Here is a 24,501-nt window from a genome sequence, read left to right as displayed (position 1 = left end):
TCTTGCAAGGGATTCTTCGGTTTACATTCAAGTATTATTTTGTGGCATCTTGCCCATATCCATATATAACATACTCCAGCGATGGCCGTCTACATCCTTGAAACCAAAGGCATACATCCACCCCTGGGCCTCTCCCGGTTCTGCGTAAATTTCACCACCGGCAGCGAGAACCTTTTTGGCCATTTCATCGACTTCGCTCCTGCTTTGGGCATCTATATTTAACAAGACCTCGGTGCCTTTAAGGGTATCGGAGACCTTATTGTTGGTGAACCCTATAAAATCAGCTTCCGGAAACAACATCATCACAAAGTCGTTATCGCCAATTAAAAAACTCGCCAAGTGTTCGGCATTCCGATGCATGGGGTTTTCCCGAAATCCGATTGCCTTAAAAAAGTCCTTTGACCTTTGAACGTTTTTGACCGGCAGATTCAACCAAATAGTTTTCATTGTTCCACTTTTAAATTCATACTTTGGACTTAACCAGGGCAATCTCTTCCCTTCATCACAGCTAGGCGTCATAGCATCACAACGTTGCCTTACTCGCAGTTCAAAACAATAGCTTGGGCAACACAATTGCCAAATGTCCTTTTTCATTATACTCCCATTCCATTTCCACCTACCAACACCTCAAAGATAGTTTGGTTTACGCTTGCCATCCGAGGGTATTTCCGTCAATACCACGGGTTGATTACGACATTGGGTATCACTATCTTAGCCAGATTAAATTTAAGTAAATACCTCAATTACAGGTGCCTTTTGAACAAAATTATATGGTCAAAATCTTAAATTAGCCTTATATGAAGCACATTTCAATACTCATCCCTAAGGGTCATGCCAGCGTCGTAAACATCGGAGGCACCCACCAAATACTTTCATGGGTAAATGCGTTTTATGAGGAGTCGGGAAGAACGCTGCCCTTTCAGATTAAGCTTGTAGGTTTGGAAAAACATACGTTGCAGACTCCCGGGCTTTTTACCATAAACCCGGAGGTTCTTATTAACGAGGTCACAAACACCGACCTGATCGTAATACCGGCAATTCACGGAGATTTTGAAAAGAATTTGGAACTCAATGCCGCATTCATTCCCTGGATAGTGGATCACTATAAAAAAGGGGCGGAAATAGTCAGCCTTTGTGTCGCTTCCTTTTTTCTGGCCGAAACCGGTCTATTGGATGGCAAAAGATGTTCGACGCACTGGAGTATGGCCAATTTCTTTCGTGAGCGTTTTCCAAAGGTAGAATTGCAAGACAATAAAATCTTAACCGATGCCGAAGGTATTTATACCAGTGGTGGCGCCTATGCATTCACCAACCTAATCGTTTATCTTATCGAAAAGTATACAGACCGTGAAACGGCCGTCATGGCTGCTAAAAGTTTTATGGTCGATATCGATAGGGGCAGTCAATCCCCCTTTATGATTTTTTCCGGGCAAAAAGCACACAATGACCCTATTGTACTGAAAGCACAGGAGCATATTGAAAAGCACTTTACCAATCGCATTGTTATTGATGATCTTTCTGGAAAAATGGCCTTAAGCCGCCGCACTTTCGAAAGACGCTTTAAAAAAGCGACCGCGAATACGGTTTTGGAGTACCACCAAAGGGTAAAAATCGAGGCCGCAAAGAAAGAACTAGAGAAAGGAAGAAAGACGGTGAACGAAGTCATGTATGAAGTTGGGTACAACGACCCCAAATCTTTTCGTGACGTATTCAAGAAAATCGTTGGTATTTCCCCAAGGGAATACAAGGGTAAATATACGAAGGCAATAGCCGGGTAATCTTAGTTTTTGATTAAAGGTGCCATTGGCTTAAGTTCATTGCCGTCGCCATCTAAGAGATAGGGCTCAAAATCGCCCTCGTTCACCCAACCCGCCTTGGGACTTTTGCCTGCCATATACTCTTCATAAAAATTTCGTCCGTTGACCAATGGGGCTTGTTCATATATATGCCCGTAACCCGACATTCTAAGATCACCTTGGGCCAAAAGCTTCGCTTCCATAGTGGTCTTTAGGGCTGTCTTCATATCGGCATAAGCCGGATCGGAAGCCAGATTGTTCATACAAAAGGGATCTTTTTCAATATCGTATAGTTCTTCCACTACGCGTTTACCAAAACTCAATTTCCAGTATTTTTTATCCCCTTTTCTGCGCAGGTTCAGAATTTCCGTCTTGGTTGGACTCCCATCGGTATTAAGATATCCTGTCTCGGGATTGCCTTTCGGCCAACGATCGATTTCGTAGTTCTTCACGTAAAGCATATTGTTTTTATGTATACCGCGAATAGGATATCCGACATCGTTCGGTCTTCCTGTATCGTGACGCTCCTTACCGACCAATACAAAATCCCTTTCAGCATCGATCTGGCCCGATCTTTCGGAAGTAATGAGATTCATCAAGCTTTTGCCAGGCGAAGGATACATCCCCGAAGTCTGCCAGTCGATTCCTGCTGCTTCCAAAAACGTTGGGGCCAAATCGACAAAACTGACATAATCGTCAATAGTTCGGCCTTTGGCCTTCATTTTATCCTTCCAAAGTATGGCCATGGGGATATGATTGGCATTTTCATATGGATCCCCTTTTACTCTTGGAAAAGGCATACCATGATCAGAAGTTACGACGATAAGTGTATTATCCAATTCGTTCTTCTCTTTCAGCGTCTGAAGTATTCGGGCAATATGCTTATCGGTATCCTCTATTTCGAAAGCATAATCGAGTAAATCGTTGCGCGTGACATCATTGTCGGGCCAGTACGGAGGGAAATTTTTGATCATATCGGTCGATTTACCCCCGAGGCGCTTTCCGGAACCATACTCATATCCACGATGCGGTTCGACACTGCCTACCCAAAAACTCCATGGTTTGTCCTTCGGCGCCTTTTCCAAGAAATCCCTAAAATTTCCACTGTAGTCATTCCCGGAAATGAAGGAAGTTGCCGGTTCGAGCTTTTTCCCGTTATATACCTTGCCCATCACCTCACGTTGCATGCCATCGGCGGTTAACGTCACGGCCGGGGCATACCCTTTTGAAGTATATCCCGTGGTATATCCATTTTCGAGCAGTACCTCTTGATAGGTTTTGAACTGGGGAGGGAAATAAATGACATGGTTGGCAGCCGCACCGAGCTGCCACGAATTTCTGCCGGTAATGATAGAGGCCCTAGAAGGTGCACATTTCGCATTCGGCGTATAGGCCCTATTGAGAAGCATTCCCTCATTGGCTACGGCGTCAAAGCCAGGTGTGTTGACATAGGTACTTCCGTAGGCACTCATATCCAAACCTGCATCATCGAAAATAATAACCAGAATATTAGGCCTTTTTTGATCTTGGGCCGAAATTTCAAGCATTATCAATAACGAGAACAGAAAAAAACTCCTAAACTTCATAGATCACTAATTTTATTTTCTATAATGAGATATAAAGTGGTAAAGTATGAAATTCTAAATAAATGAAATGGAAGAAAATAACATGGAGACCTATGAAAATTGCAATAGCATATAGTTTTTAATCGTAAAAACCTATTTTTGCCCAACCTAAAAAAATTATTATGATTTTACTTTTAATGGCGGCTGGAAGCGGAACGCGTTATGGAAAACTGAAGCAATTCGACGATTTGGGACCGAACGGGGAATTTCTTATGGAGTTTGGCATTCATGACGCCTTGAAAAATGGCTTCGACCATATCGTAGTGATTACTAAAAAAGACAGTGTTTCATTTCTTTATGACCATTTGCGCAGTCGTCTCCCCGAAAATATTGAATTGGATGTGTTGGCACAAGAAGTCAACGATATCCCTGACGGTTGTCAATTTGACGGTGAGCGCCAAAAGCCATGGGGTACGGCCCATGCCGTATGGACCGCCAGAAATGTAGTCGATGCTCCTTTTGTGGTGTTGAATGCCGATGATTTCTACGGACAATCTGCCTATGAAAATGCGGCCAATTTTATTAAAGCGCATCAAGACGACAATCGCTATGCCCTTGTAGGGTATACCTTAAAAAACACCCTTTCGGAACACGGTTCAGTTTCCCGTGGCGTGTGCCAGGTCGATGGGGATGATCTCAAATCGGTTGACGAACGCCTAAAATTAGTGCCTAAAGACGGAAAAGTACTGGATCTTGACTCGGGTAATGAATATACCGGGGAAGAGCATGTAAGCATGAATTTTTGGATCTGCAAGCCCTCCATATTCCCGAAGATAGAAAAAGATTTTAGGAAGTTTTTGACCAGTAGTGATCCTGGAGCCAAGAGCGAGCTTTATATTCCGAAAATAATTCAAGATATGCTACAGGCGGGTGAGATCGAAGTCAACGTTGTTCCTTCCGACGGAGATTGGTTTGGGGTCACCTATTCCAGCGATCGAGAAAAGGCCGTAAACGACCTCAAAGAAAAAACAGCCGCAGGCAAATATCCTGCCCCACTTTGGCCATTTCGATGAAAACCTACACCGACAAAGCACTGAACCAACTCTTGAGTAATTTTAGGGTGCCTAGCAAGGACTATCTTTTTAAACCGTTAACAGATGGATTTATCAACGATACGTTCTTGGTGTTCGACGGTTCAAAACCCCTGTACATTTTTCAGCGTGTCAACCATAAAGTATTTACAAATGTCGAGGGGTTGATGAACAACGTACGAAATGCATTTCAGCATCTCACCGATGAAGACTATAGGGAAATAGTTCTGGTCAAGACACAAGACGGTGGCAGCTTCTATAAGCACAAAAATGGGGAGACCTGTTATTGGCGCACCATGACCTATATCAATGGCTCTACAGCGTACAATACTACGACCGACCCCAAAGTAGCCTTTGAGGCCGGAAAAATTATTGGCAAGTTCAACATCCTATTGCAGCAAGCAAACCCCGATGACTATATCGATACCATTCCTAAATTTCATGATCTCGGGTATCGAAAAGCTCAATTTCAGGCAGCTTTAAAATCGGGTGAAAAAACCAAACTCGATACCGCCCAGAGCGCAATTACTTTTGCACACAGGGTTTTGAAAGAGCTGAGCAACGAGGCTCTGAGCAACCTTCCAATTCGCATCTGTCACAACGATACGAAACTCAACAATATTTTATTCTCTAAAAAAACTCAAAAGGCCCTTTGTCTTATCGATTTAGATACCTTGATGCGAGGCCATTTCCACTATGATTTCGGGGATGCCGTGCGTACCATCGTAAATACGGCACCGGAAGACGAGCAGGAGCACGAAAAAATAACCTTTGAAAAAAAGCTTTTTGAGGCCTTTGTAGATGGATTGGCCGCCAATGAGAACTTTCTTTCTAACGAAGAAGTGAAGGCCATGCCTTGGGGTGCCATACTTATGCCCTTTCTGCACGGCTTAAGGGCGTTAACCGATTATCTGAACGGCAACGTCTATTACAAGGTAGCCTACGAAAACCAAAACCTAGATCGTTGTCTCAGTCTCTTCAGTTTTACTCAGAAAGCCTTGGAAAACAAGGCATACATGGAAGAAATCGTACAAGAGAAACTTAGCTAAACTTGTTCGGGTCGGTTCACTAGTCCATTGAAATCCTATTTCAAGCCCTTGCCTTTCAATATGACAGTAAGGGCTTCGGCTATTTTGCCTTAAAATTTAACGCAAAAGCGTATTGCGTTTAAAAAATTATCTAAAACACAAATGAAGCCCCCTTCGACTTCGTTACTTTGGGCTTTATTAAAAACGAAAACAATTTTCTATGCAAAATTCGATGAAAATTTTAGGTATGCTATGCTTCGTGGCTACGACAATAATCTCCTGTAGTAAAGATAATGACCCGAGTGATGACAATCTTTTTGTGGGAACGTATCGAGGAAGCGTTAGTTATACCAACTCTAATAACAATACAGACATCTCAACTGATGACGGCAGGGTCACCGTAGTTAAAGTGGGAGACAATTATAGTTTTAATTTTTCAAATGACATACCGAGTATCAATGGTCTTGAGATGGATAAAAATCAAAATATTCTTGTGAACAGTTCCGGTACGGTCAAGATTGATGAAGGCGAACTTATAATTGCCTTTACTGAGGATACCGAAATCTGGGGCGCCAATTGTTCCAGATAGAATCGCATTATCCCTTATTTCCAAAGCTATCCTCCGAGATAGCTTTTTTATTGCGCCTTCTTTGATATGAATTGTGCTATTATCAATCCAAGTACAAGCTTAACTTTCCTATATAATTTTAGAAAGATGAAAAACACGGAAACTCTTGACCGGAAATCTAAACTCGAAAACCTTTGAGCCGAATTAAGGGCAGGAGAGGGGATTTAAGCAACTTTGGCCACCGCCGATAAATATGCGCATAAGCGCGAATACTTCAGAGCTAGACATTTTCAATGGGCTTCTTTTGCCAAAGGTTTTGGAAGATGCATTTAATGTACTCACCTCCCCAAGACCTTCGAGATTACATAATAGCCATGGGCGCATTTTCACCTCATCTGAACATGATCTACTTGAAAAAACATTGACCGTAATAAAAGAACGTAAACTGAGCGGCCACCGGTTTGGTCAACATCTATTCTATGCGGTTGGAATATGCTTCGGCCATCCATCTCTTACCATGTATAGATCGGTAAACCCTAACCTATCATTATTAGGTTTAAAACCTGGAAAACTTACCATAGTCATGCTTTAAAAGGGATACCCAATAGCAAAATTAAATACAAAATTATTGGGGCCCCCGTCGAAAAAAGGTATGCGGCCACGTTCTCCTTCAGGAAGGTAGGGAACCCTTACTGGTGAGGCCAGGTCTAATCGGATCACAAAACTCTGAATATCTACTCTTAAGCCAAACCCTACGCCTACCCCCAGTTGCTTGGCCCAATCCTTGCCGAACTTCCCTTCTTCCCTCAGGCGATCATTAAATGCTATTCCTTCGGGAGTTTCATCATCGGATACCTCCGGCTCATACGTCAACCAAACGTTCCCTGCATCGGCAAATAGAGCTCCTTTTAAATAGGACCATATTGGAAAACGGTATTCGAGATTAGCCTCTAAACTCAAATTACCCGATTGATCAAAGAAGGTGGTTCTATCATCTTCGCTTTCCGAAGTAAAGGTGCCCGGGCCTAAAGAGCGTATCTTAAAGGCACGCACACTGTAAGGTCCTCCAGAAAAGAATTGCTTTATGAAAGGTAATGTGTTCGAGTTGCCATAGGGAATTCCCCAGCCTGCATAGACCCGGCTAATCAAGGCTTGTTCTTTGGCCCACCGAAGATAATAGCGTAGGTCTACATCTGCCCTGGCATACTGCGCATATTCCAAACCGAAAACGGTATTCTTGCTTCCGCTGACCAAATTTAAGGTATTGCCCGCCACATCTAAACTGGTCGAGATAAAAATGGGATGGGTCTTATCTTCATCGACCAATTCATTGTACGTGAAGGTATAATTAAGCCCTGCGATAAACTGCTGTTCAAAACTTTGCTTCAAATACGGGTTTTTGTCCAAAATGGCATCGAATTCTTCCGTAGTATTGGTCAAATTCACATAATTTACACTTATGGGATTCAAGGTGTGATATACGAACCTGTTGGCATTCCAGGTATATCCGAAAGAAGTGTTGAAAGAGGTCAACGTATAAAGCTTGCTTCGGTTAAGAAAATCGACCCCTAAACCTACCTTTGTTTTAGGCACGGCATATTTAAAGCTACGGGGCGAAAAGGGAATCAATCTTGGAATGGTCAAATCAGTTTTGAGTCCTCCCCCAATACTGCTCAAATTTTGGCTATTTCCCCCTGAGAGCTGCGTGGCATAAGAAAAATTTCCAACGATGCTCAACGTCTCGCCGCCCTTAAAAAGATTACGGTTACTATACGCTACCGAGATACCCGGTCCCGCAAAACCATTAGATTTGGTAACCGCTTGCAATTCGGTGCGTAAAGATCTTTTGGTCAGCGGTGAGAGATAGAGTTCCGCGTTCAACAAACCCGGACCCTCTTTTACTGCTGTGGTATCCTTTTCGTTAAATTGTATATTGACATACTTATAACTTCCTATAGCTGAAAGACGGTTACTGGTTAAACGGGCCAACTGGGCGTTGTAGCGCTGACCTTTGTCTATAAGGATATAGGGCGCTAACCTCTTGGGCTTAAAGAATTCTTCATCTTGAACAAATTGAATATTACCTTCAGTCACTGGCACTGCACGTTGGATAGTATCCGCGATGCTATATGTAGGATATACCGTAATCGAATCTATAACATAGGGTATCACCGATTTTTGGGGAACCTGTTTTTTCAATCGTAAATACAGATCGAATTTACGGTTATCATATTGATTGGTATCTGCCTCAAAAATCAAGAAATCAGGGTTGAAATTATAATAGCCCTTTTGCTTAAGGGAATTGTCGATCCGCTCACGTTCGAACTTCATCAAGGTTAGATCAAAGCGACTACCCTTCTTAATAGGGCTTTCAGCCAGCGTTTCGGCTATCGCATTATAAATGGGCAAGGAATCTTTCTCAAGTTGATATTGTTCTAAGGTGTAGGGCTTGGGCAAGCTCGCCGTATATTTGACTTTAGCGTATTTTGCGGTACTGTCGATTTCAGAGGCTACGTCGCTATAGAAAAAACCTCGGTTATCCAATCTATTTAAAATGAGGTCTTCTATCCTTTGGATATTGGTATCGGAAAAGTACACCGGTTCTTCCCCAATTTTTTTATTGAGCCACTTGTTCAAAAAACCAGGGTGTTCCCGCTGCGCCTTGTAGTGAAAGTATAAACCGAGCCGCATTCCCAAAAAAGAGGAATTGGGCTTTGGTTGCATCAAGGTATTAAGCTCTGTTTTCACTTTCTTGAAATCGTCTATTTTATCATCGGTCAAGACTTCGGTTTCCAATTCGGCCCCGGTGTAGAGCGCTTCCCCTTCGGGAATATATTTCTCCACACTACACGAAACCAAACAAAACAAGAATATCCCGCCTATACTCTTCAGCAACGGTCTGATGATTCTATAATAAACAGCAATGGAAACTATCATTTCAATTTTTTTCTTGGTCTTGCACGGTTCCTTCCTTATTCTTCTTTTTTTCTGCCTCTTCTTGTCCATCCTTCGGTGAACCGTCTTCTTTTAGGGGATTGAAGAGCTGACTGAATTTATTAAACTCGCGATTAAAAATGAGGGCCAACCCCGTAACGATCAATTGGCCATCAATCACATTTTCATATTCATTCTTTCTAAACCCTTTTAATCGATATCGTCCGTCTTCGGTAAGTAAGTATTCGAGGCTGACGTTCCCGATAATCGGTGTCTGGCCCTGCTCGCTCTGTGCGCTACCCTCGACATCGACAGCACTTCCAGCAGTGACAATCAAACGGTTGTCAAACAGTTTCTTTTTGGCATTGATGTTCAATTGCGTGCGGTCCTGTGGGCTATCGCCTTGATAGTCGGTAAAGCTATCAAGGTCGAAATCGACTTCAAAACCACTGTTGCCAAAGACCTTGTCGGAAAAAGCATTGAGCTGACCCGAAAGTACTTTGTTGACATTATCACGAGCCAACGCCACTGCGCCCCCATTGCTACCGTCACTTCCCGAATCCGGAAAAAACCTGTTTAGGGCCAGCAAAGAAAACACCTGCTTATTCAATAGGGCTTCTTGCTCGTTTAACTGTTGTACCCTTCCGTAGACGGCCCCTCCCAGAGAGCCTTGGGCATCTTCAGGCATATCTAAGTCAAAGGAAAGCTTAGGTTGCAGCAACTCGCCTTCTACCTTCAAGTACACTAAAAAAGGTAACACCTGCTGGTATTTGCCCGTTACTCCAACATCTTGTCCAGAAATAACCGCTGCCATTAAAGGGGCAGCGGAAGTCTCCACGTTATAGATTGCGGTCACATCCAAAGCCGCATCCATGGGGTCGCCTCGCCAAGTAATGGTACTTCCAGGTTTTATCTGAAACCTTCGGTTAACCAAATTATATAGACTGGTTTCATAATGTCCTGAACTGAGTTCATACCTCCCCGCTAGGTTAATTTGGCCGTTGGGAGACATATTGAGGTCCAATTCCCCTTCCCCGGAAACTTCCAAATTATCTCCAGTTCGTTCATCGATGATGATATGAAAAACCGCATCTTCCGCAATTTCCAGAACGGTACTGACATCATAGCCCTTTAAAATTGCAGCTGATTCTTCTTGGTCGTTTCTCGTGAGAATGGCATCGGGGTCTTCGCGATTCACAAAGATGACCACTCCATCACGCTCTTCTACATCAAGTTGTGCTTCAGGAACGACATACGTAACATCGGTCACTTTTCTTATTCTAACCTTTCCTTCAATTTCTGGTAGATTTAGGTCACCACCCACACTCAGATCGGCATCTACGCTCGCAATACCGTAGTATAGCTCATTATCTTCCTCCTTCGAATCTAACACTCTAAATTCCTCTGCATTCAAAGTGAGATCAAACTTCGGATTGATCAATTCATCGGTACGAATGGAACCGCTTATTGTAAACGGACTGTTATTGGCATCATTAATTATGAAATCGTCGAGATATAGACCCGAGTTATCGATTTTGAGGGTTTCGTCGTTAATCTTAAAGATGTTATTGAGGGTCGCTACATTGAACACTACCTCGCTAAATTTTAACTCACCCTGGTATTCCGGTGCTGCGGTCGTACCTGAAATATCGATATTCCCGGAAATGTAGCCCTCGGACTCTTTTATAGCGCCTCCCGAAAGGCCTTCGATGACTTGTAATTCCACCTTGTTCAAATCCATATCAAGATTTAGTCTTGCTCCGGTTTGGGCAGCCATGTAGTCTCCTGTAACATCGAGATCTATGCCTCCATCTTTTAATGCCAGATTAAAATCGTAGTTGGCCAGACCCTTTGAAACAGCGTCCAAACTTAGGTTACCCAACGGACTCTCCAATACCTTAATATCATTGATCTTAAAATCAGCGATGATACCGGCAGCCTCAAAAGGGTTCTCCATCACAAATTTACCGGCAACGATTCCAGAAGCCAACGCTTCATCCGGATTCAATAAGCTCAAAAAGGTTTGTAGTCTAAAATTTTCAAATGTAGCCCCAATATGTTCTTTATCAACTCCCGAAACGGCATTGGTCAAAATCATTTCCTGTGAATTTCTGCTGAGGACTATGTTTTTGAAGTCCAATATTTTGTCTCCGATCAGAATTTGGTTTGTTTCGGGAATCGACCATTCGTTGCGATTAAAAACCAATTCCGATGGATCGATATGGAGCTGTATCGTATCTTTTTCCAGCGTCATTTCCGAAGCAACATGGAGGAGTCGCTCTCCCTCGCTGAAAGAACTTAGGTCTAAATTCAATTGCTTGTTTTTGAGGTTTCCCGTAAACAAGGTCCTTTTGACATCGATCGGATTGAATTGCAAGCCTCCCCAACCGGCAGAAAAGGAGAGTTCTGAAGCCGTACCCACCACTTCAGCGGCCAAGCTGTCGATGGCAATCCCATTATAAGTCATGGAAGGCAAGTATAGGCGGGCATTTAAACTTTGTGAAGAAGCATCGAAATCGGCTTTAATATTTACCGAATCCAAACGCTCGACACCTCTTAAGAAAACCTTGGTCAAAATCGGCTCACGATCGAGCACGAAATCAAGCTGTAGTTTTACCGGGTCGGTCACCGTAACACGGGCTATACTATCGGAAAAGTAATTTTTAAACTGTTTTTGTACCGAAGCCATAATCTTATCCGGAGAGGAATTCGATCGTAGGCCGCCGTTCAGAAAATCGCTGTTGACCTTGACCTCACTAATGTTTTTACCGATTCGACTGGATATATCAATTTCTCCCATCTGATATTGCTCGTTATTGTAGACTGCCAAACCCTCGGAGAAAAGGGCATCTAACGAAAAATCATCAGGGTTTCCCTTAAAGTTCGCATCCAGTTTGACCCCGGCCTTGATTTCCTCCTTCGTAATACCCAAGGCATAAAGATCCGCCCCAATAAGGTTAAAATGAAGATCGACGACAGACGTAATGGAATCCAGTTCCACATGGGCAACCGATTTGAAATTCAAGTTTTGGTCTTTAAAGGAAATATCGATATTTCCGGTTCCCTCTTTCAACTCACCTTGTGCCTCGAGATTGGAGAAATCGTATCCCCTAAACATCAGCTGGGTAAAATTGGACGCCAAGGATGCATCCATGGTAGTTATATCGGTCCCGCTGCCAGAAACATCCATCGTAAAAGAAACGTCGCCGAACTGTTCGTTCTGCAACAGCTTGTTCAAGGAAAGGCTATCCACCTTCAAATTGGTGTCAAAAGCAATTTCTTCATACTTCGAATAGCTTCCTGTCATTTTTACCTTTCCCTCAGGAAGGGATAACCGGGCATCTGCATCAAAGTTATTTATCGACCCGTTTGCAGTAATTTGAAGGTTCATCGTTTGGGGTACCGAAATACCGAGCTTTTCTTCAGAAACAAAGGTTAATATATCCGGGCGCGTTGTTGTGGCCCGAATAGTATTAAAATCAAAGGAAAGGGAATCTACCTGAAGTATATTGCCCAATCGTCCTTCTGCAAGCAGCTCCGTTTGTTCCCCCCAAGCCAACTTAAAATCGGGAATCTCCATACTGTTTAAAGTACCGTTCGCCCTCAAACGCCCCGATATGGGTCGTTGGGCCAGACTTTTCAAATATTCGTTTTCCGAAAGCTCAGGCTGAAACACAAAGAAATCTTCGATATCAAGACTTAAGTTGGGAATTTTTACTTCAACCTGTGACTTCTCGGGAGCTTTTAATAGCTCATTTAACGATGCATATTTTAAGCCTAAACTACCCTTTACAAAACTAGTCTTAGTTGCTAGGGACAAATCGGAAATCAGGGCTGAACTATCGTCCAACCGCACATCGAAAGATGTGTTGTTCAATGAAAATCCACTTTTTTCGGAAAATACGAACTGCTCAAGTTGCAGATTCAACTTTTGGGGTTCGTAGAGCAGATCGTTGCCCAAAAACCCAAGACCTGAAATGGCTATGTCCTTCGCGTTAAAGGCTCCTTCCTTTACTTCGTTATCAGGACCTACCTTATAGGAAAATGAGTTGCCCGCAAAATCAATTTTTGCTACCTCTATCATAAACTCTGGCCATTCAAAATTGAACGATTTCACCGCTAAGGTATCCTTCTTGGCGCTGCCCTCTTCAGCTACTTGTAAGGCAAAGTCGGAGTTTTTCAAGGACATAAAATCAACCACAATATCATTATTGGTCAAATCGGCCTTCGGAAGTTCGAGCACGAAATCCTGAATTTTCATGGCGGCATTCGTACTATCGGGAATAGAGGTATATGTGGCCTCGACATTTTTCATTTCGAAATTATCGACAGATAAAAAAGGAAGGGGAGGTTGCTCCGCATCTTCTTCCTGAACGAAGGGTTTAGTCTGTCGATAGTTGAACCGGGTATTGGATAATTCGAAATCATCAAGGATGAATTTCATAGCATCGAGGTCCATTACATCTGCCGTGGCATCTAAACGGCCCAAATGTATGCCGCTATCGATACCGACAAAAGCATCGTTAAAGGAAAGCTTGAAATCCTTAAAATCGATTCTTCCCACGGTAAAAGTCATAGGTTGACCCGAATTGGATGATGAAGCCAGCGTATCTTGGGTTGCAAAGGCATCGATAAGAAACTGAAAATTAAAATGTTCTGAGTTTTCTGGTCTAGATATATTAGCAGTAAGACCGCGCCATTCGATGGACCGAACATTTATTTCATTTCCGAAAATAATGGGGGTTAAGGCCAAGTTGGCCTCCAAGTTCTTCGAATAGACCAGGGTATCTCGCTTCAAATCTTCGAGATAGAAACCCTCAAGTTGCAGATTTCCGGAAAAAGTCAGGAACAACCTGTCGATGGTGATTTCAGTACCGGTCTTCTCGGACACATAAGTGGTTACTTTTGAAACAATAAGATTTTGACCCCAAGGACTTCGGATAAAGAGTACAACCACCACAAAAAGTAACAGGACACCCAAGAAAATGCGGCCGATGCGCCTAAAAATTTTATGTCTCTTTTTAGTATCCAAATTCGGTCATGACTATTTGACTATTATAAAAGTTTCCTGTTGACAAAAGTAATTTATCTCCATGAGCTCAACTGACGCATCAACGGTAAACGTTGACGATAGTAGGCAATCCTTCTGAACAAATCTAATGCTATGGAAAAAAAAATTAAGCCGATTCCGCCAAACCTATTTAAATAACTACTTACCTCCCAATAAGTAGGTTTATTCTTACGTAAAAGTAAAAGAACAGTTGGATAAAGGCTTACGCCCTTTTTAAACGCCTAAGAGGCAAACCCTTGAAGTAAATTCTTTATAAGACGAAGGAGGTTTTGTTGCCATATACAGGCATAGGTTGATTGAAGTTGATGGCTAGGGTTAATAAAGCAATCACGTTTTTTGAATTATTTCCAAAAATTATGTGTCAAAAACCATTATCTTACCCAGTATAAAGAATTTCATATTCTTTACAAGTTAAAAGGCCGTTGTCTATCAAAATAAGGCTCCCATATAGAACGTATGAATAAAAATATTTTACCATGAAAACTACTATTTCCGCATTGCTTTCGATGATGCTAACGTTTACCTCAGTCACCTATACTCAAGCTCAAGAGACGTCCGCTACAAAAGACGGATGGATCTCTTTGTTTAACGGTAAAAATCTAGAGGGCTGGAAGGTTGGTGAAAATGCAGCTACTTTTTCCGTGACCGACGGGGCTATCAAAGTAGAAGGACCAAGGGCACATTTGTATTATCAAGGTGAGGTAGAAAACCACAATTTCAAAGACTTTGAGTTTCAGGCCACCGTCATGACGAAACCCGGGGCCAATTCCGGTATTTATATCCATACCGAATATCAAGAAGGTGGATGGCCCTCCCAAGGCTATGAGGTACAGGTCAACAATACGCAAAGCGACTGGAAGCGTACGGGAAGTCTGTACAACATCGTTGACGTCAAGGAAACCTATGTTTCCGACAATGAGTGGTATACCGAGTATATCAAGGTTGAAGGCAAGCGTATCATCGTCAAAATCAACGATATTGTGGTGGTAGACTATACGGAACCCGAGAATCCCAAACGGGATGGCGGGCAGAAAAACAGACTTTTGAGTTCTGGCACCTTCGCCTTACAGGGCCACGATCCCGGAAGCGTGGTGTTCTATAAGAACATCATGGTCAAACCTTTACCGTAAACCTATTTATATAAAAAATAGGCTCAGTATATTCTTTAGGTTTCTTTCTATTCTGAAATAATCCCCACTTCGCCGAATGAGGTTCTGAAATCCTCACCATCGACTCGTACCCCTTTCAATTTGATATAGCGCGCCCGAACCGGACTGAAATTAATGGTCTGACCAATTCGGTTATTAACAATATTGCCGAACTCTCCTTGAGACACCGTGTTCCAATTCTTACCATTGGTGCTGGCCGAAAACTCATAATCCATAATGATGCCGAAAGGATAACGCGTTTGAATGGGTGCGTATGTAAAGCCTTTCAACGTATATTCGGCTCCAAGATCAATTACAATTTCCTGTGGCCTGTTCACGCCTTCATCGGTAGCCCAATAAGTATCGAGGTTATCGTCAATAAGTTTGCCGGCCTCTTCTATATTGCCCGAGGATACCGATATGACCTTCCAATTCTTTTTGGCCACATCAAAATACTGTGAGGAGCTTTCACTCATAGTATTGGTCTCCCCATCAAATGCGATCGCTTTGACTGTCGTAGGGGCATCTATTAAAAAAGGACGTTCGAACTTTATAGCATCGGGTGTAGGCGTGGAACCGTCTACCGTATAAAAAACCTCAACACTCTTGTCTGCTACGGAGAGGTCGACCATACCTTCCTTATCCCTCGAAATCTGTGGTAGGGTAACCAATTTTGGAGCATGGTAAAGCTCAATATTGGAAATGGTCAATGGACCTTTGGCGTCTACAATATCCACTTTGATCTTAGTGGCATTGACCACATCGAATCTCAAAATACGCTTATAGCCTATAGTCGTTTGCTCGTCAAGCTTTTGCCATTGCCCCTCGACTTCGGCAGAGACGTTGAATTGCTTTACCCGCTGCCCTAAAGGAATGTATTCTTGTAATACAATCCTATTGACTTCGGTCGGGGTATCAAAATTAAAAGTAATCGATGCAGAAACAACCCCATCGTCTGTCGACCAATAGGTATCCGGATTTCCATCATTCACCATTTCAGGTGCAAAACGATCACTGTTCCCTCTAGTATTGCTTGCTGAAACCTCTATATTTTTAGCCAATTCGTGGGCAAAATCCTTATCCAGTTGATTGCGTAAAGCCATAAGCTGTGCCACGTCATTTTCATGAACCAGTCCCCTATCGTCCACAGGAAGGTTCAATAAAAAATTACCGTTACGACCTACCGATTCATAAAAAGTGCGCACCAACCTTGAAAGCGTTTTTACCTGATGGTCTTCCCTGGGGTGGTAATACCAACCTGGTCTTATCGAAGTATTTACTTCGGCAGGCAACCAATGGGTACCATCTTCATGGCCCGAGCGAAGTTCTTTGTAGCGCGGCCAACCCGGATAAATCTCGTCTCGCCTCATAATGCTCCAGTTCGTTTCATTGGCAAAGCCCTCTTCGGTACCTACCCAACGTATATCCGGCCCTGCATCGCTAAAGATTACGGCATCCGGCTGAAGTTCTCTCACTATCTCCGTGGTTTTATCCCATTCGTAATATGTTTTATTATCAATTTTTCGGGTCTCATTCGCACCCCCATAGTACCCCGAACCTCCATTCGCCCCATCAAACCAAACCTCGAAAATCGGACCATAATTTGAGAGGAGTTCACGCAATTGTTCGTGGAAAATATTGACATACTCAGGTTGACCGTAATTGGCATTGTTCCTATCCCAAGGAGACAAATAAATCCCGAATTTAAGACCGTATTCCTCGCATGCCTCGGAAAGATCTTTGATCAGATCCCCTTTTCCATCCTTCCACGGTGAATTTTTCACGGAATGCTCCGTGGTCTTTGTCGGCCAAAGACAGAAGCCATCATGATGCTTGGCCGTTATAATGATCCCTTTCATGCCTGCATCCTTCGCCACACGAGCCCATTGTCGGGTATCGAGTTCGGTGGGATTGAACTGTGCCGGCGATTCACCTCCCGTACCCCATTCCATATCTGTAAAGGTGTTCATGTTAAAATGGATAAAGGCATAGTACCCCATTTCTTGCCAAGCCAATTGTCGTGCTGCAGGTAAAGGCTCAATAGGTTTCGGCGGGGGTGTTTCCGAACATGATAGTATTGATAGGGCCAGTGTGATAAGGTAAATAAAGCTCTTTTTCATCCTTTTTATTTTGTCTTTGTTATGAGTCGGATGTGTTCCTTCACATCCTGATTTATTCTTTAGTGTTGAACACCTCCAATAAATGGTCGGTCAATTAGCGAACCGTCAGCCATGTATAGCTTTCCGCAGGAATGACCACGGGTATCTCTATGTTGAAATTTCGGTTTAAATCAAATACCTTCGATGCCCCCTCCTTTTCGGATACAGTGGCCTTCGAAATCAGGCCCGTATAGTACAACGGCAATTTCAAGGTTTCACTTATAGGTTTCGAAGTAGGATTGAACAACATCACATATGCCTTTATCGGCAACTCCGGATTTACGTGCATAAACCCGTCCCATGATCTTCCGTTAGGCCTTTGGAGATGAATGATATCCGAATTAAGAATATTTCGATATTTCTTATAGTGGGAAATCCGTTCCTTCACCAATGCCTTTGTTCGGTCAGTATCGTATAATCGAGGACCACGATAACACGCCTGCACTCCAGACCCGTAGTTCTGTACCATATGTGCTTCGTATGCGTCAAGGTGTGCATTCAATGGCTCTAAAGTCGCCGCTTCGCCACCCCCATGGTATTCGGTTAAGGGAACGAAAGTCCATGCCATAGAAGGTGCTTTTTGCCAGGTACCGTCATAAATATTCTGTCTGCCCAGAACCAGTTGTTGTTCCCTAGGTAATGACCAATTTACCTCGCGATATCCGATGCCACATTTATTGGACCCCTGTAGAAAATAGAAATCAGGGGCGTTCAAGTATACATTCTTTCTACGAAGGTCATTATAGAGGTCTTTGGTCATATTCCATTGAACCCATTGTGAATCTTCATAGCCTTTATGAAACGCATGTTCGGTAGAAGCGCAATAGTCTCCAGGGTATGGACCATCGTGTTCCAATAGGTCAAACCCCGTCGCATCTATAAAATAGTTGATTTTATGTAGGTAATCATACCCCCATTGTGACGCCAAGCAGGGAGCGTTACCGAATTTTGCGCCGCCTGGTTTTCCGGTTGCCTTGTCGATTACATCTATCGAATCGTCTATTTTTCTACTTGAAAACAACGAATACCCCCCCAACTGAATTCCTCGCTCGTGGGCATAATCGGCTAATTTCCTAAATTTTTCAATGTTCGTAGCGGTAGTATCCTCCATATTGAGTCCACTTCCAAAACTAAGGATTACCATTTCATAATCCGTTTCGACACATTGATCGATAGCATATTTTACCTGTTTTGGATCGGTCGTGGTCAAGTGCATAAAAATAGGGTTTTCGGTAACCCAAGGAGCTAAAGTACGATACATTTTGCGCACACTCAATCCATTCCGCTCCCGATCGTTACCGTCGAGCAGGAGTTCAAACATATGGAAAGTTTCGAAGATACCCTCGGATTCTATCGCCGCATTGGGGCCCACAGGCAACTTAGATATGAGCAAACAAGGGGTTTCCATAAGCCAGTTGACCTGAGAGGTATATTCGGGATCGGACTCCCAAAAAGTAGTCACATCCGATTCCCCAGAAGTGAACCCCCCAAAGGCATAGTCACTTTCAAGATGTATATTTGGCTTTTTCCAAGTTTTAGGGGTTTCCACGGGGTTTTCCATTTCGGGAAAGGCCAAAATCTCGGTCTTAAAACTAGATATAGTCACCGTTTTCTTCGATTGGTTCTCCACGGTTAGCCATTTCGACAATAATGGCAATCCATCGTAAATTTCATAATGCACGTTTACAACAACACCTTTAAGGCTATCGGAAGAATGCTCAAAACTAAGTATCAGTTCTTTACCGGTAGGGGCTTTCTTTTTGGCCGTATGGTAACGAGTAGAGCCCTGCCATTCTATTTTGGGCTCGATGTCTTTTACAAAATGATCTTTGTAGTGGAACGCACCACTATCCGCCCTCAGGTCGGCAATCCATTTGTCCAAAAGATATCCATGTTCCTTTAAACCCACCAGACCCCCAATAGCATAGGTCTTGCCATCGATGCCCACCTCTGCTTCCGGTTTAATACTTCGCAGCATCTGTTCCCCCGTAGTTAGATTTTTAAAATCTACGGTTGCCACATCAGGAGCTACGACTAAAGTTCGAGACACTAATCCATTGCTCAAGATAACTTTCCCTTCCTTTTGTTCCACATTGGCCTTGTACTTTGAATTATCGATCAGCCAATCGCTTTGGGAATTGCCCATTAAGCAAATAAAAAGGGTGAAGCAAAGTGTAGCCCCTATGCCATTTTTGTATAGTTTCATTTTTTAGGTATCATTTATGGCCTACGAAATAGGCTTCAAATTTTTTTATTATGGGAGCTAAGGTCTGTGCCTCTATCACGTACCTAAGGCGTCTCACTTTAGCCTCATCGAAACGGGCAATGTGCTTATGGCCAATGTTTTCACCTCTAGTAAGCACTTTCCATTTATCATCGATCAAACCTTCGACTCGAAATTTGCGTACCCGTTCCCCTTTACGAATGTCCTCCTGTAGTACGACATGGTCAATCCGTGTTGGTCTATCAAAAGAAATCGATCCTTTTAAACCACCGTTTTCAAGTTGTGCCAATGGCCTGCCAAATCTATTTCGGATTTCGTCCCCCCATTCTTTCAATCGGTTCACATCGGGCTCTGGTAATACTCCTTCCGCATTGGGGGTCAACCCAATAATCAGGGTGGCGTTACGACCTACGGAACCATAGTACATCTCCATCAAATCAGTCAGCGGGAAAATATGGTCTTCATCCCCAGGCTCCCAGAACCATTCGTGTCGGCCGTTATAGCCCCGAAGGGGTGCATCGGCCATAGCTGGCATCCAATAGGTACCGTTCGGATCCCCTTCTTTTAAGAGTTGAAAGTTATTTTCGGCAATTCTTGCAGGAGCCGATTCACCTGCCCCTGTAGAATAATATGGAAAGGTAGCCCAACAGGGATCATTGACCTTTCCAGACTCCGACCCTCCCCAACGGGCCTCCGCCAATTGTTTGTTATGATAAAAAAGACAGTTGGGTTGATACTGTTGTACGATTGACAGCACATCGGGAGCCCCATTGGCAGGGCTATCAGCCCCTCCATCGAACCAGATTTCAAAGAGTTCCCCATAATTCCTACAGATCTCCTTTACCATGCCCTCTACCATATGGTTATACCAACGTTGGCGATTTTTTTTGAACTCCCCAGCACCATTCACCTCAAAATCATGGACCCCCAAGAATGAATTCCAACGAATACCTAGATAAATACCAGGTTTGATTCCATATTTTCGACATGAAGTCACAAAGTCGCGAACGATATCGCCCTTACCTTCCTGAAAATTCAGGGCTTTCATGCTATAGGGATTTACCGCGGACTGAAACAGCGCGAAGCCGGTCTCATGGGTAGCTGTTAAAATAGCGAACGTAAAACCGGCATCCTTGGCAGCTTTTACCCATTGATCGGTATTTAGTGCTGAAGGATTGAATATTTGGTAATCTTTTACCGGATCTATTCGGTTGTTCGCTTGCCCATAGGCCTCTCTATCAAATACATGAAGATCGTAGTGAAAGACTGCTCCCATTTCGGCCTGTTGCCAAGCCAATTGTCTTTCATTTGGTAAAGGATATTTCGGTTTCGGCGCAATGGGCCTGAAAATTATCGAGGCAGCATCGCCTTTCTTCATCGCCATGGCCAACACTCTCGGCTCGTCATGCTCCACATGAACAAACGGTCTTTCCAACCGATCTGGAATGAGTTCCGTACCGTCTTTCATTACTAACTTTTTAGACATTAACGCGAATTCGGTGGCTTTTTTCCAGTTTTTGCCATCGGACGAACTTACCATTCCGATAAATGAATGGGCATGAAAAACACCATAGAAATAATTACGTGTACTATCGTACCAAAGTGACATATCTTCGGTATCCAAATAATCGATTACAGGTTCTGCCAATATAGTGAAGGGTCCGGTCGGAGAGTCGGAAACAGCCATAGCCTGATTGCGTATGAATCTTTTTTCGTTCGGTTTATCTCCTTTAACAATCAAGTAATATCTACCATCGCTACCCCGGTCAATGGCCGGGTTAACGGTAAGAGTTGTAATTGGTCCTGATGGTTCAATCAAAGGGTTTTCCATTCTTTTCCAAGGACCGTTCAACGATTCGGCCACTGCGACCCCTGTACGCTGGTTAGGCCTTAATATGGCCCAATTCGGGTGTTCGTAACCTGTATGTGCTGTTTCAATCAAGTCATTTTCGGTATAATCTTGTTCTCCCAAATTTGTGGAAATGTAATAGAGGTAGTATTTACCATCAAAGTATTTTATTTTAGGATTATGTGCGGTAATAGCATCCCAATGCCCGTTTCCCCTTCCTTTGACCACTGTTTCTTTAAATTTATAAGGACCTTCAGGGTGCTTTGCGATGGCATGGGCAATCTCTGAATGGGTAAGCCAACCGGTAAATTTGTACGCTTTCTTCCATCGGGAATAAAACAAGTGATACCGATTATCATCTCCCTTGATAATGGATGGCCCCCAGTTGTAATAACCCTCCGTACTAAAAATGTTTTCTTCCGAAATCGGTTGTAAACGGTCTTTGAAGAAGAGTGTATCAGGTCTCGATTGAGCATCCACAACCCCAAAAAGTAACACGATCATCATCGTAGGCAAAACCAATAGACGACCGGGCAATTTGATAGAAAATTCGTTGAGATACACGCGTTGGGTTTTAATTATCATTAATTTTAAAAACATACACTACCGTTCTTTCACCTCCATAGATATTCCATCCTCCCGGACCATAGAGGTATTTGGGTTTGTCATCTTGAAGTAAAATTTTCGGGCGTTCCAGTTTAGGATCGGCACCATACACCTTCACCACTTTCTCTTCATCATAAGGTGCATAGTACTGTGGAAGCCGATCATATCCAATAGCGGCATCCTCAAGCCTGAAATGTATCCCATCTTTAGATTTCCACAAGGTACCTCCCCCGACGATACCCGTGTTTTCACCATGGTTGTCAGTGGTTAGTAAATAAATAAATCCGTCGTGATAAAATACCGTACCATCTTCAAGAACACCCTTATTCGCGGTTACAGGTGTATCGGTAATTTCGTAAGGCCCTTCGAGATTTGAGGCTATAGCCAGACCATAACGCAAAGGCCCGCTTCCCTGTCTCGTCTTAAAGTAAATAAAGTATTTCCCTTCAAAGGGTAAAAAGGCCGGATTTGCCACCCCGTTCGCAGATTGGTAGTTCCATTTTTCAGGGTTGTCGGCAGACAGTATCTGACCATTACCCCCAACTTTTTTCCAGGGGCCGTAAGGACTATCAGAAATCGCCATGCCAATACGCTGGTTCGACGGGTGGGGCGGTTGTACATAATCGGAGTTTGCAATAAAGAGCAATACATAGCGATTACCGACTTTTTTAATTTCCGGATTATGGGGAGCGAATTTATCCCATGTATCTATTCCAGTACCCTTGAGAGCCACATCCGAAAACAAAAAAGGACCTTCTGGCGCGTCTGAAACATAATGGGCAATTTCAGAGGATTTTCTCCATGCTGGATCGACATTCTTTTCTGGCCATCTTGCCACATATAGATGGGTTTTACCCTCTTCATCTTGAATAGGTGCACACCCCCACAGGGTATAGTCGCTATCTTCAAGTGCCACCCCTTTAAAATCCAAATTTTTAGATATAAAGGATTCTTTCAATTTGGGTTCAGGCTTTTGGCCATAGCATACTAGGAGCGAAAAAAAACTACCGCACCCTAGGATGAACTTCAAGGCCTTAATTCTAAAATAGCGCATTACACCTTATTAATATAGGAGGTTACTACGGCTGTATGACATAGTACCATTTTCTAGTTACTTTCGATTACGGACCCGTCTTCACGATAAAGGTCTACCGTACCATCGAGCAAAACCGCCAAAACGGTCATATGTTTATCAAGGACATGCTTTGGCAGCTTGATATACTTAATTCCGGGGTATTGGCTCCAATAGACCTTGCCCACCACTTGATGGGCAAGTTTGGTACCTTCGCCTACTACCCAAATGCGGTTAATATTATTTTTCAAACCCCGTAGAACCACTTCTCTATTGGCATCGCCCTTGACAAATAGATAAAGCATCTTTCGGTCTTTTGAAAGCGTACTCGGACCGTAAAAATGCTCTTGGGGAATACCGGCAATTGTTCCATAAATGGCCTCCTTATGCTTTTGGGTCCACTCGCCCAGACCCTTCAATATTTCGACCTGCTCTTCGGGTAAAGTACCATCACCCTTAGGCCCAATATCCAATAACAAATTACCTCCGTTGCCTATCACATCGGCGAATATTCCGATTATCTGATCGGTAGTTTTGTAATCATGGTCATTTTTTTGGTAGCCCCAAGAATTGTTCATGGTCATGCAAAGCTCCCAATACGGACTTTGAGGCCTTGTAATGGGCATACCTTGTTCCGGAGTTTCATAATCGCCCTGGCCACGAAATCTTGAATTCAATATTGCATTGGGATTCTGGGCCAATAACATCTGTTTTACCTTGGTTGCCTCCCACTCTTCGGCATTGTGTTCCCAATCTCCATCAAACCAATAAAGATCTGGACTATACTTCTTCGATAATTCTTTGAGCTGACCTTGATAGACCTTCAAGAAATTCTGCCATCTTTTCGGTTCTTCGCTTATTTTATAGCGTATTGAATCTCTCGTAAAGTTGGTATAATCATCGTACGACCAATCGGGAAGGGAATAATAAATACCGACCTTAAGGCCTTGCTTTCTCAGGGCCTTTACAAAAGGTGAAAGCACGTCTTTTTTAGCTGCTGAATTAGTCACGGCATTGAATCCCCCATACTTCGTATCCCATAGTGCAAAACCATCATGATGTTTCGAAGTGATCACGGAATATTTCGCGCCACTTTCCCGAATCAATTTTGCCCATCGCTCGGGGTCATAATTCTTAGCGGTAAACCCTTTGGTCTGCTTGAGATAGTTTTCATGCGATATGTATCCATTATAGAACGACCAAGATTCATCGATGCCGTTTACGGCATAAAGTCCCCAATGCACAAAAATTCCCAGTTTAGCATCTTTGAACCATTGCATTTTCTCGGTGGTCGACAAAACTTCTCCTTCCATTTGGGCACTAGCTTGAGCAACTACCACCATCATTAAAAGTGAAAACAGTTTCTTCATTACAAATTGTATTTCTAATG

Annotated in this window: 15 protein-coding genes; 6 read left to right on the top strand and 9 right to left on the bottom strand. The window is 43.2% G+C overall.

Going from position 1 to position 24,501, the window contains the following annotated elements; translation table 11 throughout:
* Positions 1-27: 27 nt before the first annotated feature.
* Entirely contained in the window at positions 28-447 is a 420-nt protein-coding gene (locus tag F2B13_RS14700) for a VOC family protein (RefSeq protein ID WP_149276536.1), read from the bottom strand.
* A gap of 350 nt (positions 448-797) precedes the next feature.
* On the opposite strand from F2B13_RS14700, the gene F2B13_RS14695 reads away from it, so the two are divergent.
* Entirely contained in the window at positions 798-1,778 is a 981-nt protein-coding gene (locus tag F2B13_RS14695; protein ID WP_149304546.1) for a GlxA family transcriptional regulator, read from the top strand.
* Positions 1,779-1,780: 2 nt separating this feature from the next.
* Here F2B13_RS14695 and F2B13_RS14690 read toward each other — a convergent pair whose 3' ends face one another.
* Positions 1,781-3,382 (bottom strand): sulfatase family protein, encoded by a 1,602-nt coding sequence (locus F2B13_RS14690; protein ID WP_149276534.1) that lies wholly within the window; start codon positions 3,380-3,382, stop codon positions 1,781-1,783.
* Positions 3,383-3,543: 161 nt separating this feature from the next.
* On the opposite strand from F2B13_RS14690, the gene F2B13_RS14685 reads away from it, so the two are divergent.
* From F2B13_RS14685 to F2B13_RS14670, 4 genes are all read left to right on the top strand, one after another.
* On the top strand, positions 3,544-4,434 hold the full coding sequence (locus F2B13_RS14685) for a nucleotidyltransferase family protein (protein WP_149304545.1): 891 nt from the start codon (positions 3,544-3,546) through the stop codon (positions 4,432-4,434).
* Positions 4,431-5,501 (top strand): phosphotransferase enzyme family protein, encoded by a 1,071-nt coding sequence (locus F2B13_RS14680; protein ID WP_149304544.1) that lies wholly within the window; start codon positions 4,431-4,433, stop codon positions 5,499-5,501. Before F2B13_RS14685 ends, F2B13_RS14680 begins: the two co-directional genes overlap by 4 nt.
* A gap of 199 nt (positions 5,502-5,700) precedes the next feature.
* Entirely contained in the window at positions 5,701-6,069 is a 369-nt protein-coding gene (locus tag F2B13_RS14675) for a hypothetical protein (RefSeq protein ID WP_149276531.1), read from the top strand.
* Between the two features lie 232 nt (positions 6,070-6,301).
* Positions 6,302-6,640 (top strand): hypothetical protein, encoded by a 339-nt coding sequence (locus F2B13_RS14670; protein WP_149304543.1) that lies wholly within the window; start codon positions 6,302-6,304, stop codon positions 6,638-6,640.
* Here the strand turns inward: F2B13_RS14670 and tamL are convergent.
* Complete coding sequence (gene tamL / locus F2B13_RS14665; RefSeq protein WP_149304542.1) at positions 6,637-8,985, bottom strand: translocation and assembly module lipoprotein TamL; 2,349 nt, start codon at positions 8,983-8,985, stop codon at positions 6,637-6,639. The two genes, F2B13_RS14670 and tamL, sit on opposite strands and share 4 nt — an antisense overlap.
* Position 8,986: 1 nt before the next feature.
* On the bottom strand, positions 8,987-14,014 hold the full coding sequence (locus tag F2B13_RS14660; RefSeq protein WP_149304541.1) for a translocation/assembly module TamB domain-containing protein: 5,028 nt from the start codon (positions 14,012-14,014) through the stop codon (positions 8,987-8,989).
* A 515-nt stretch (positions 14,015-14,529) separates the two neighbouring features.
* On the opposite strand from F2B13_RS14660, the gene F2B13_RS14655 reads away from it, so the two are divergent.
* On the top strand, positions 14,530-15,183 hold the full coding sequence (locus tag F2B13_RS14655) for a 3-keto-disaccharide hydrolase (protein ID WP_198440142.1): 654 nt from the start codon (positions 14,530-14,532) through the stop codon (positions 15,181-15,183).
* 47 nt (positions 15,184-15,230) lie between these two features.
* Here the strand turns inward: F2B13_RS14655 and F2B13_RS14650 are convergent, their stop codons facing one another.
* The 5 genes from F2B13_RS14650 to F2B13_RS14630 form a co-directional block, all read right to left on the bottom strand.
* On the bottom strand, positions 15,231-17,321 hold the full coding sequence (locus F2B13_RS14650) for an alpha-L-fucosidase (RefSeq protein WP_149304540.1): 2,091 nt from the start codon (positions 17,319-17,321) through the stop codon (positions 15,231-15,233).
* A gap of 94 nt (positions 17,322-17,415) precedes the next feature.
* Positions 17,416-19,566 (bottom strand): alpha-galactosidase, encoded by a 2,151-nt coding sequence (locus tag F2B13_RS14645; RefSeq protein WP_149304539.1) that lies wholly within the window; start codon positions 19,564-19,566, stop codon positions 17,416-17,418.
* Between the two features lie 10 nt (positions 19,567-19,576).
* Entirely contained in the window at positions 19,577-22,018 is a 2,442-nt protein-coding gene (locus tag F2B13_RS20670) for an alpha-L-fucosidase (RefSeq protein WP_232625249.1), read from the bottom strand.
* Positions 22,008-23,093, bottom strand: a complete 1,086-nt coding sequence (locus F2B13_RS14635) for a glycoside hydrolase family protein (protein ID WP_149304538.1) — start codon at positions 23,091-23,093, stop codon at positions 22,008-22,010. The genes F2B13_RS20670 and F2B13_RS14635 overlap by 11 nt, the downstream gene beginning before the upstream one ends.
* A gap of 53 nt (positions 23,094-23,146) precedes the next feature.
* Entirely contained in the window at positions 23,147-24,481 is a 1,335-nt protein-coding gene (locus F2B13_RS14630) for an alpha-L-fucosidase (protein ID WP_149304537.1), read from the bottom strand.
* Between the last annotated feature and the right edge of the window lie 20 nt (positions 24,482-24,501).

Origin of the sequence: Pareuzebyella sediminis, assembly GCF_008367235.1 — a bacterium.
Taxonomy (GTDB): Bacteria; Bacteroidota; Bacteroidia; order Flavobacteriales; family Flavobacteriaceae; genus Pareuzebyella; species Pareuzebyella sediminis.
Note: the sequence above shows the minus strand (reverse complement) of the source record. Positions and strands in the feature narration are given on the sequence as shown.

Bases quoted from the DNA above. Each gene is read 5' to 3' on its own strand.
- F2B13_RS14680 (WP_149304544.1), top strand. From the start codon at position 4,431: ATGAAAACCTACACCGACAAAGCACTGAACCAACTCTTGAGTAATTTT.
- F2B13_RS14695 (WP_149304546.1), top strand. From the start codon at position 798: ATGAAGCACATTTCAATACTCATCCCTAAGGGTCATGCCAGCGTCGTA.
- F2B13_RS14690 (WP_149276534.1), bottom strand. From the start codon at position 3,382: ATGAAGTTTAGGAGTTTTTTTCTGTTCTCGTTATTGATAATGCTTGAA.
- F2B13_RS14635 (WP_149304538.1), bottom strand. From the start codon at position 23,093: ATGCGCTATTTTAGAATTAAGGCCTTGAAGTTCATCCTAGGGTGCGGT.
- F2B13_RS14700 (WP_149276536.1), bottom strand. From the start codon at position 447: ATGAAAACTATTTGGTTGAATCTGCCGGTCAAAAACGTTCAAAGGTCA.
- F2B13_RS14685 (WP_149304545.1), top strand. From the start codon at position 3,544: ATGATTTTACTTTTAATGGCGGCTGGAAGCGGAACGCGTTATGGAAAA.
- F2B13_RS14630 (WP_149304537.1), bottom strand. From the start codon at position 24,481: ATGAAGAAACTGTTTTCACTTTTAATGATGGTGGTAGTTGCTCAAGCT.
- F2B13_RS14645 (WP_149304539.1), bottom strand. From the start codon at position 19,566: ATGAAACTATACAAAAATGGCATAGGGGCTACACTTTGCTTCACCCTT.
- F2B13_RS20670 (WP_232625249.1), bottom strand. From the start codon at position 22,018: ATGATAATTAAAACCCAACGCGTGTATCTCAACGAATTTTCTATCAAA.
- F2B13_RS14675 (WP_149276531.1), top strand. From the start codon at position 5,701: ATGCAAAATTCGATGAAAATTTTAGGTATGCTATGCTTCGTGGCTACG.
- F2B13_RS14650 (WP_149304540.1), bottom strand. From the start codon at position 17,321: ATGAAAAAGAGCTTTATTTACCTTATCACACTGGCCCTATCAATACTA.
- F2B13_RS14670 (WP_149304543.1), top strand. From the start codon at position 6,302: ATGCGCATAAGCGCGAATACTTCAGAGCTAGACATTTTCAATGGGCTT.
- F2B13_RS14655 (WP_198440142.1), top strand. From the start codon at position 14,530: ATGAAAACTACTATTTCCGCATTGCTTTCGATGATGCTAACGTTTACC.
- tamL (WP_149304542.1), bottom strand. From the start codon at position 8,985: ATGATAGTTTCCATTGCTGTTTATTATAGAATCATCAGACCGTTGCTG.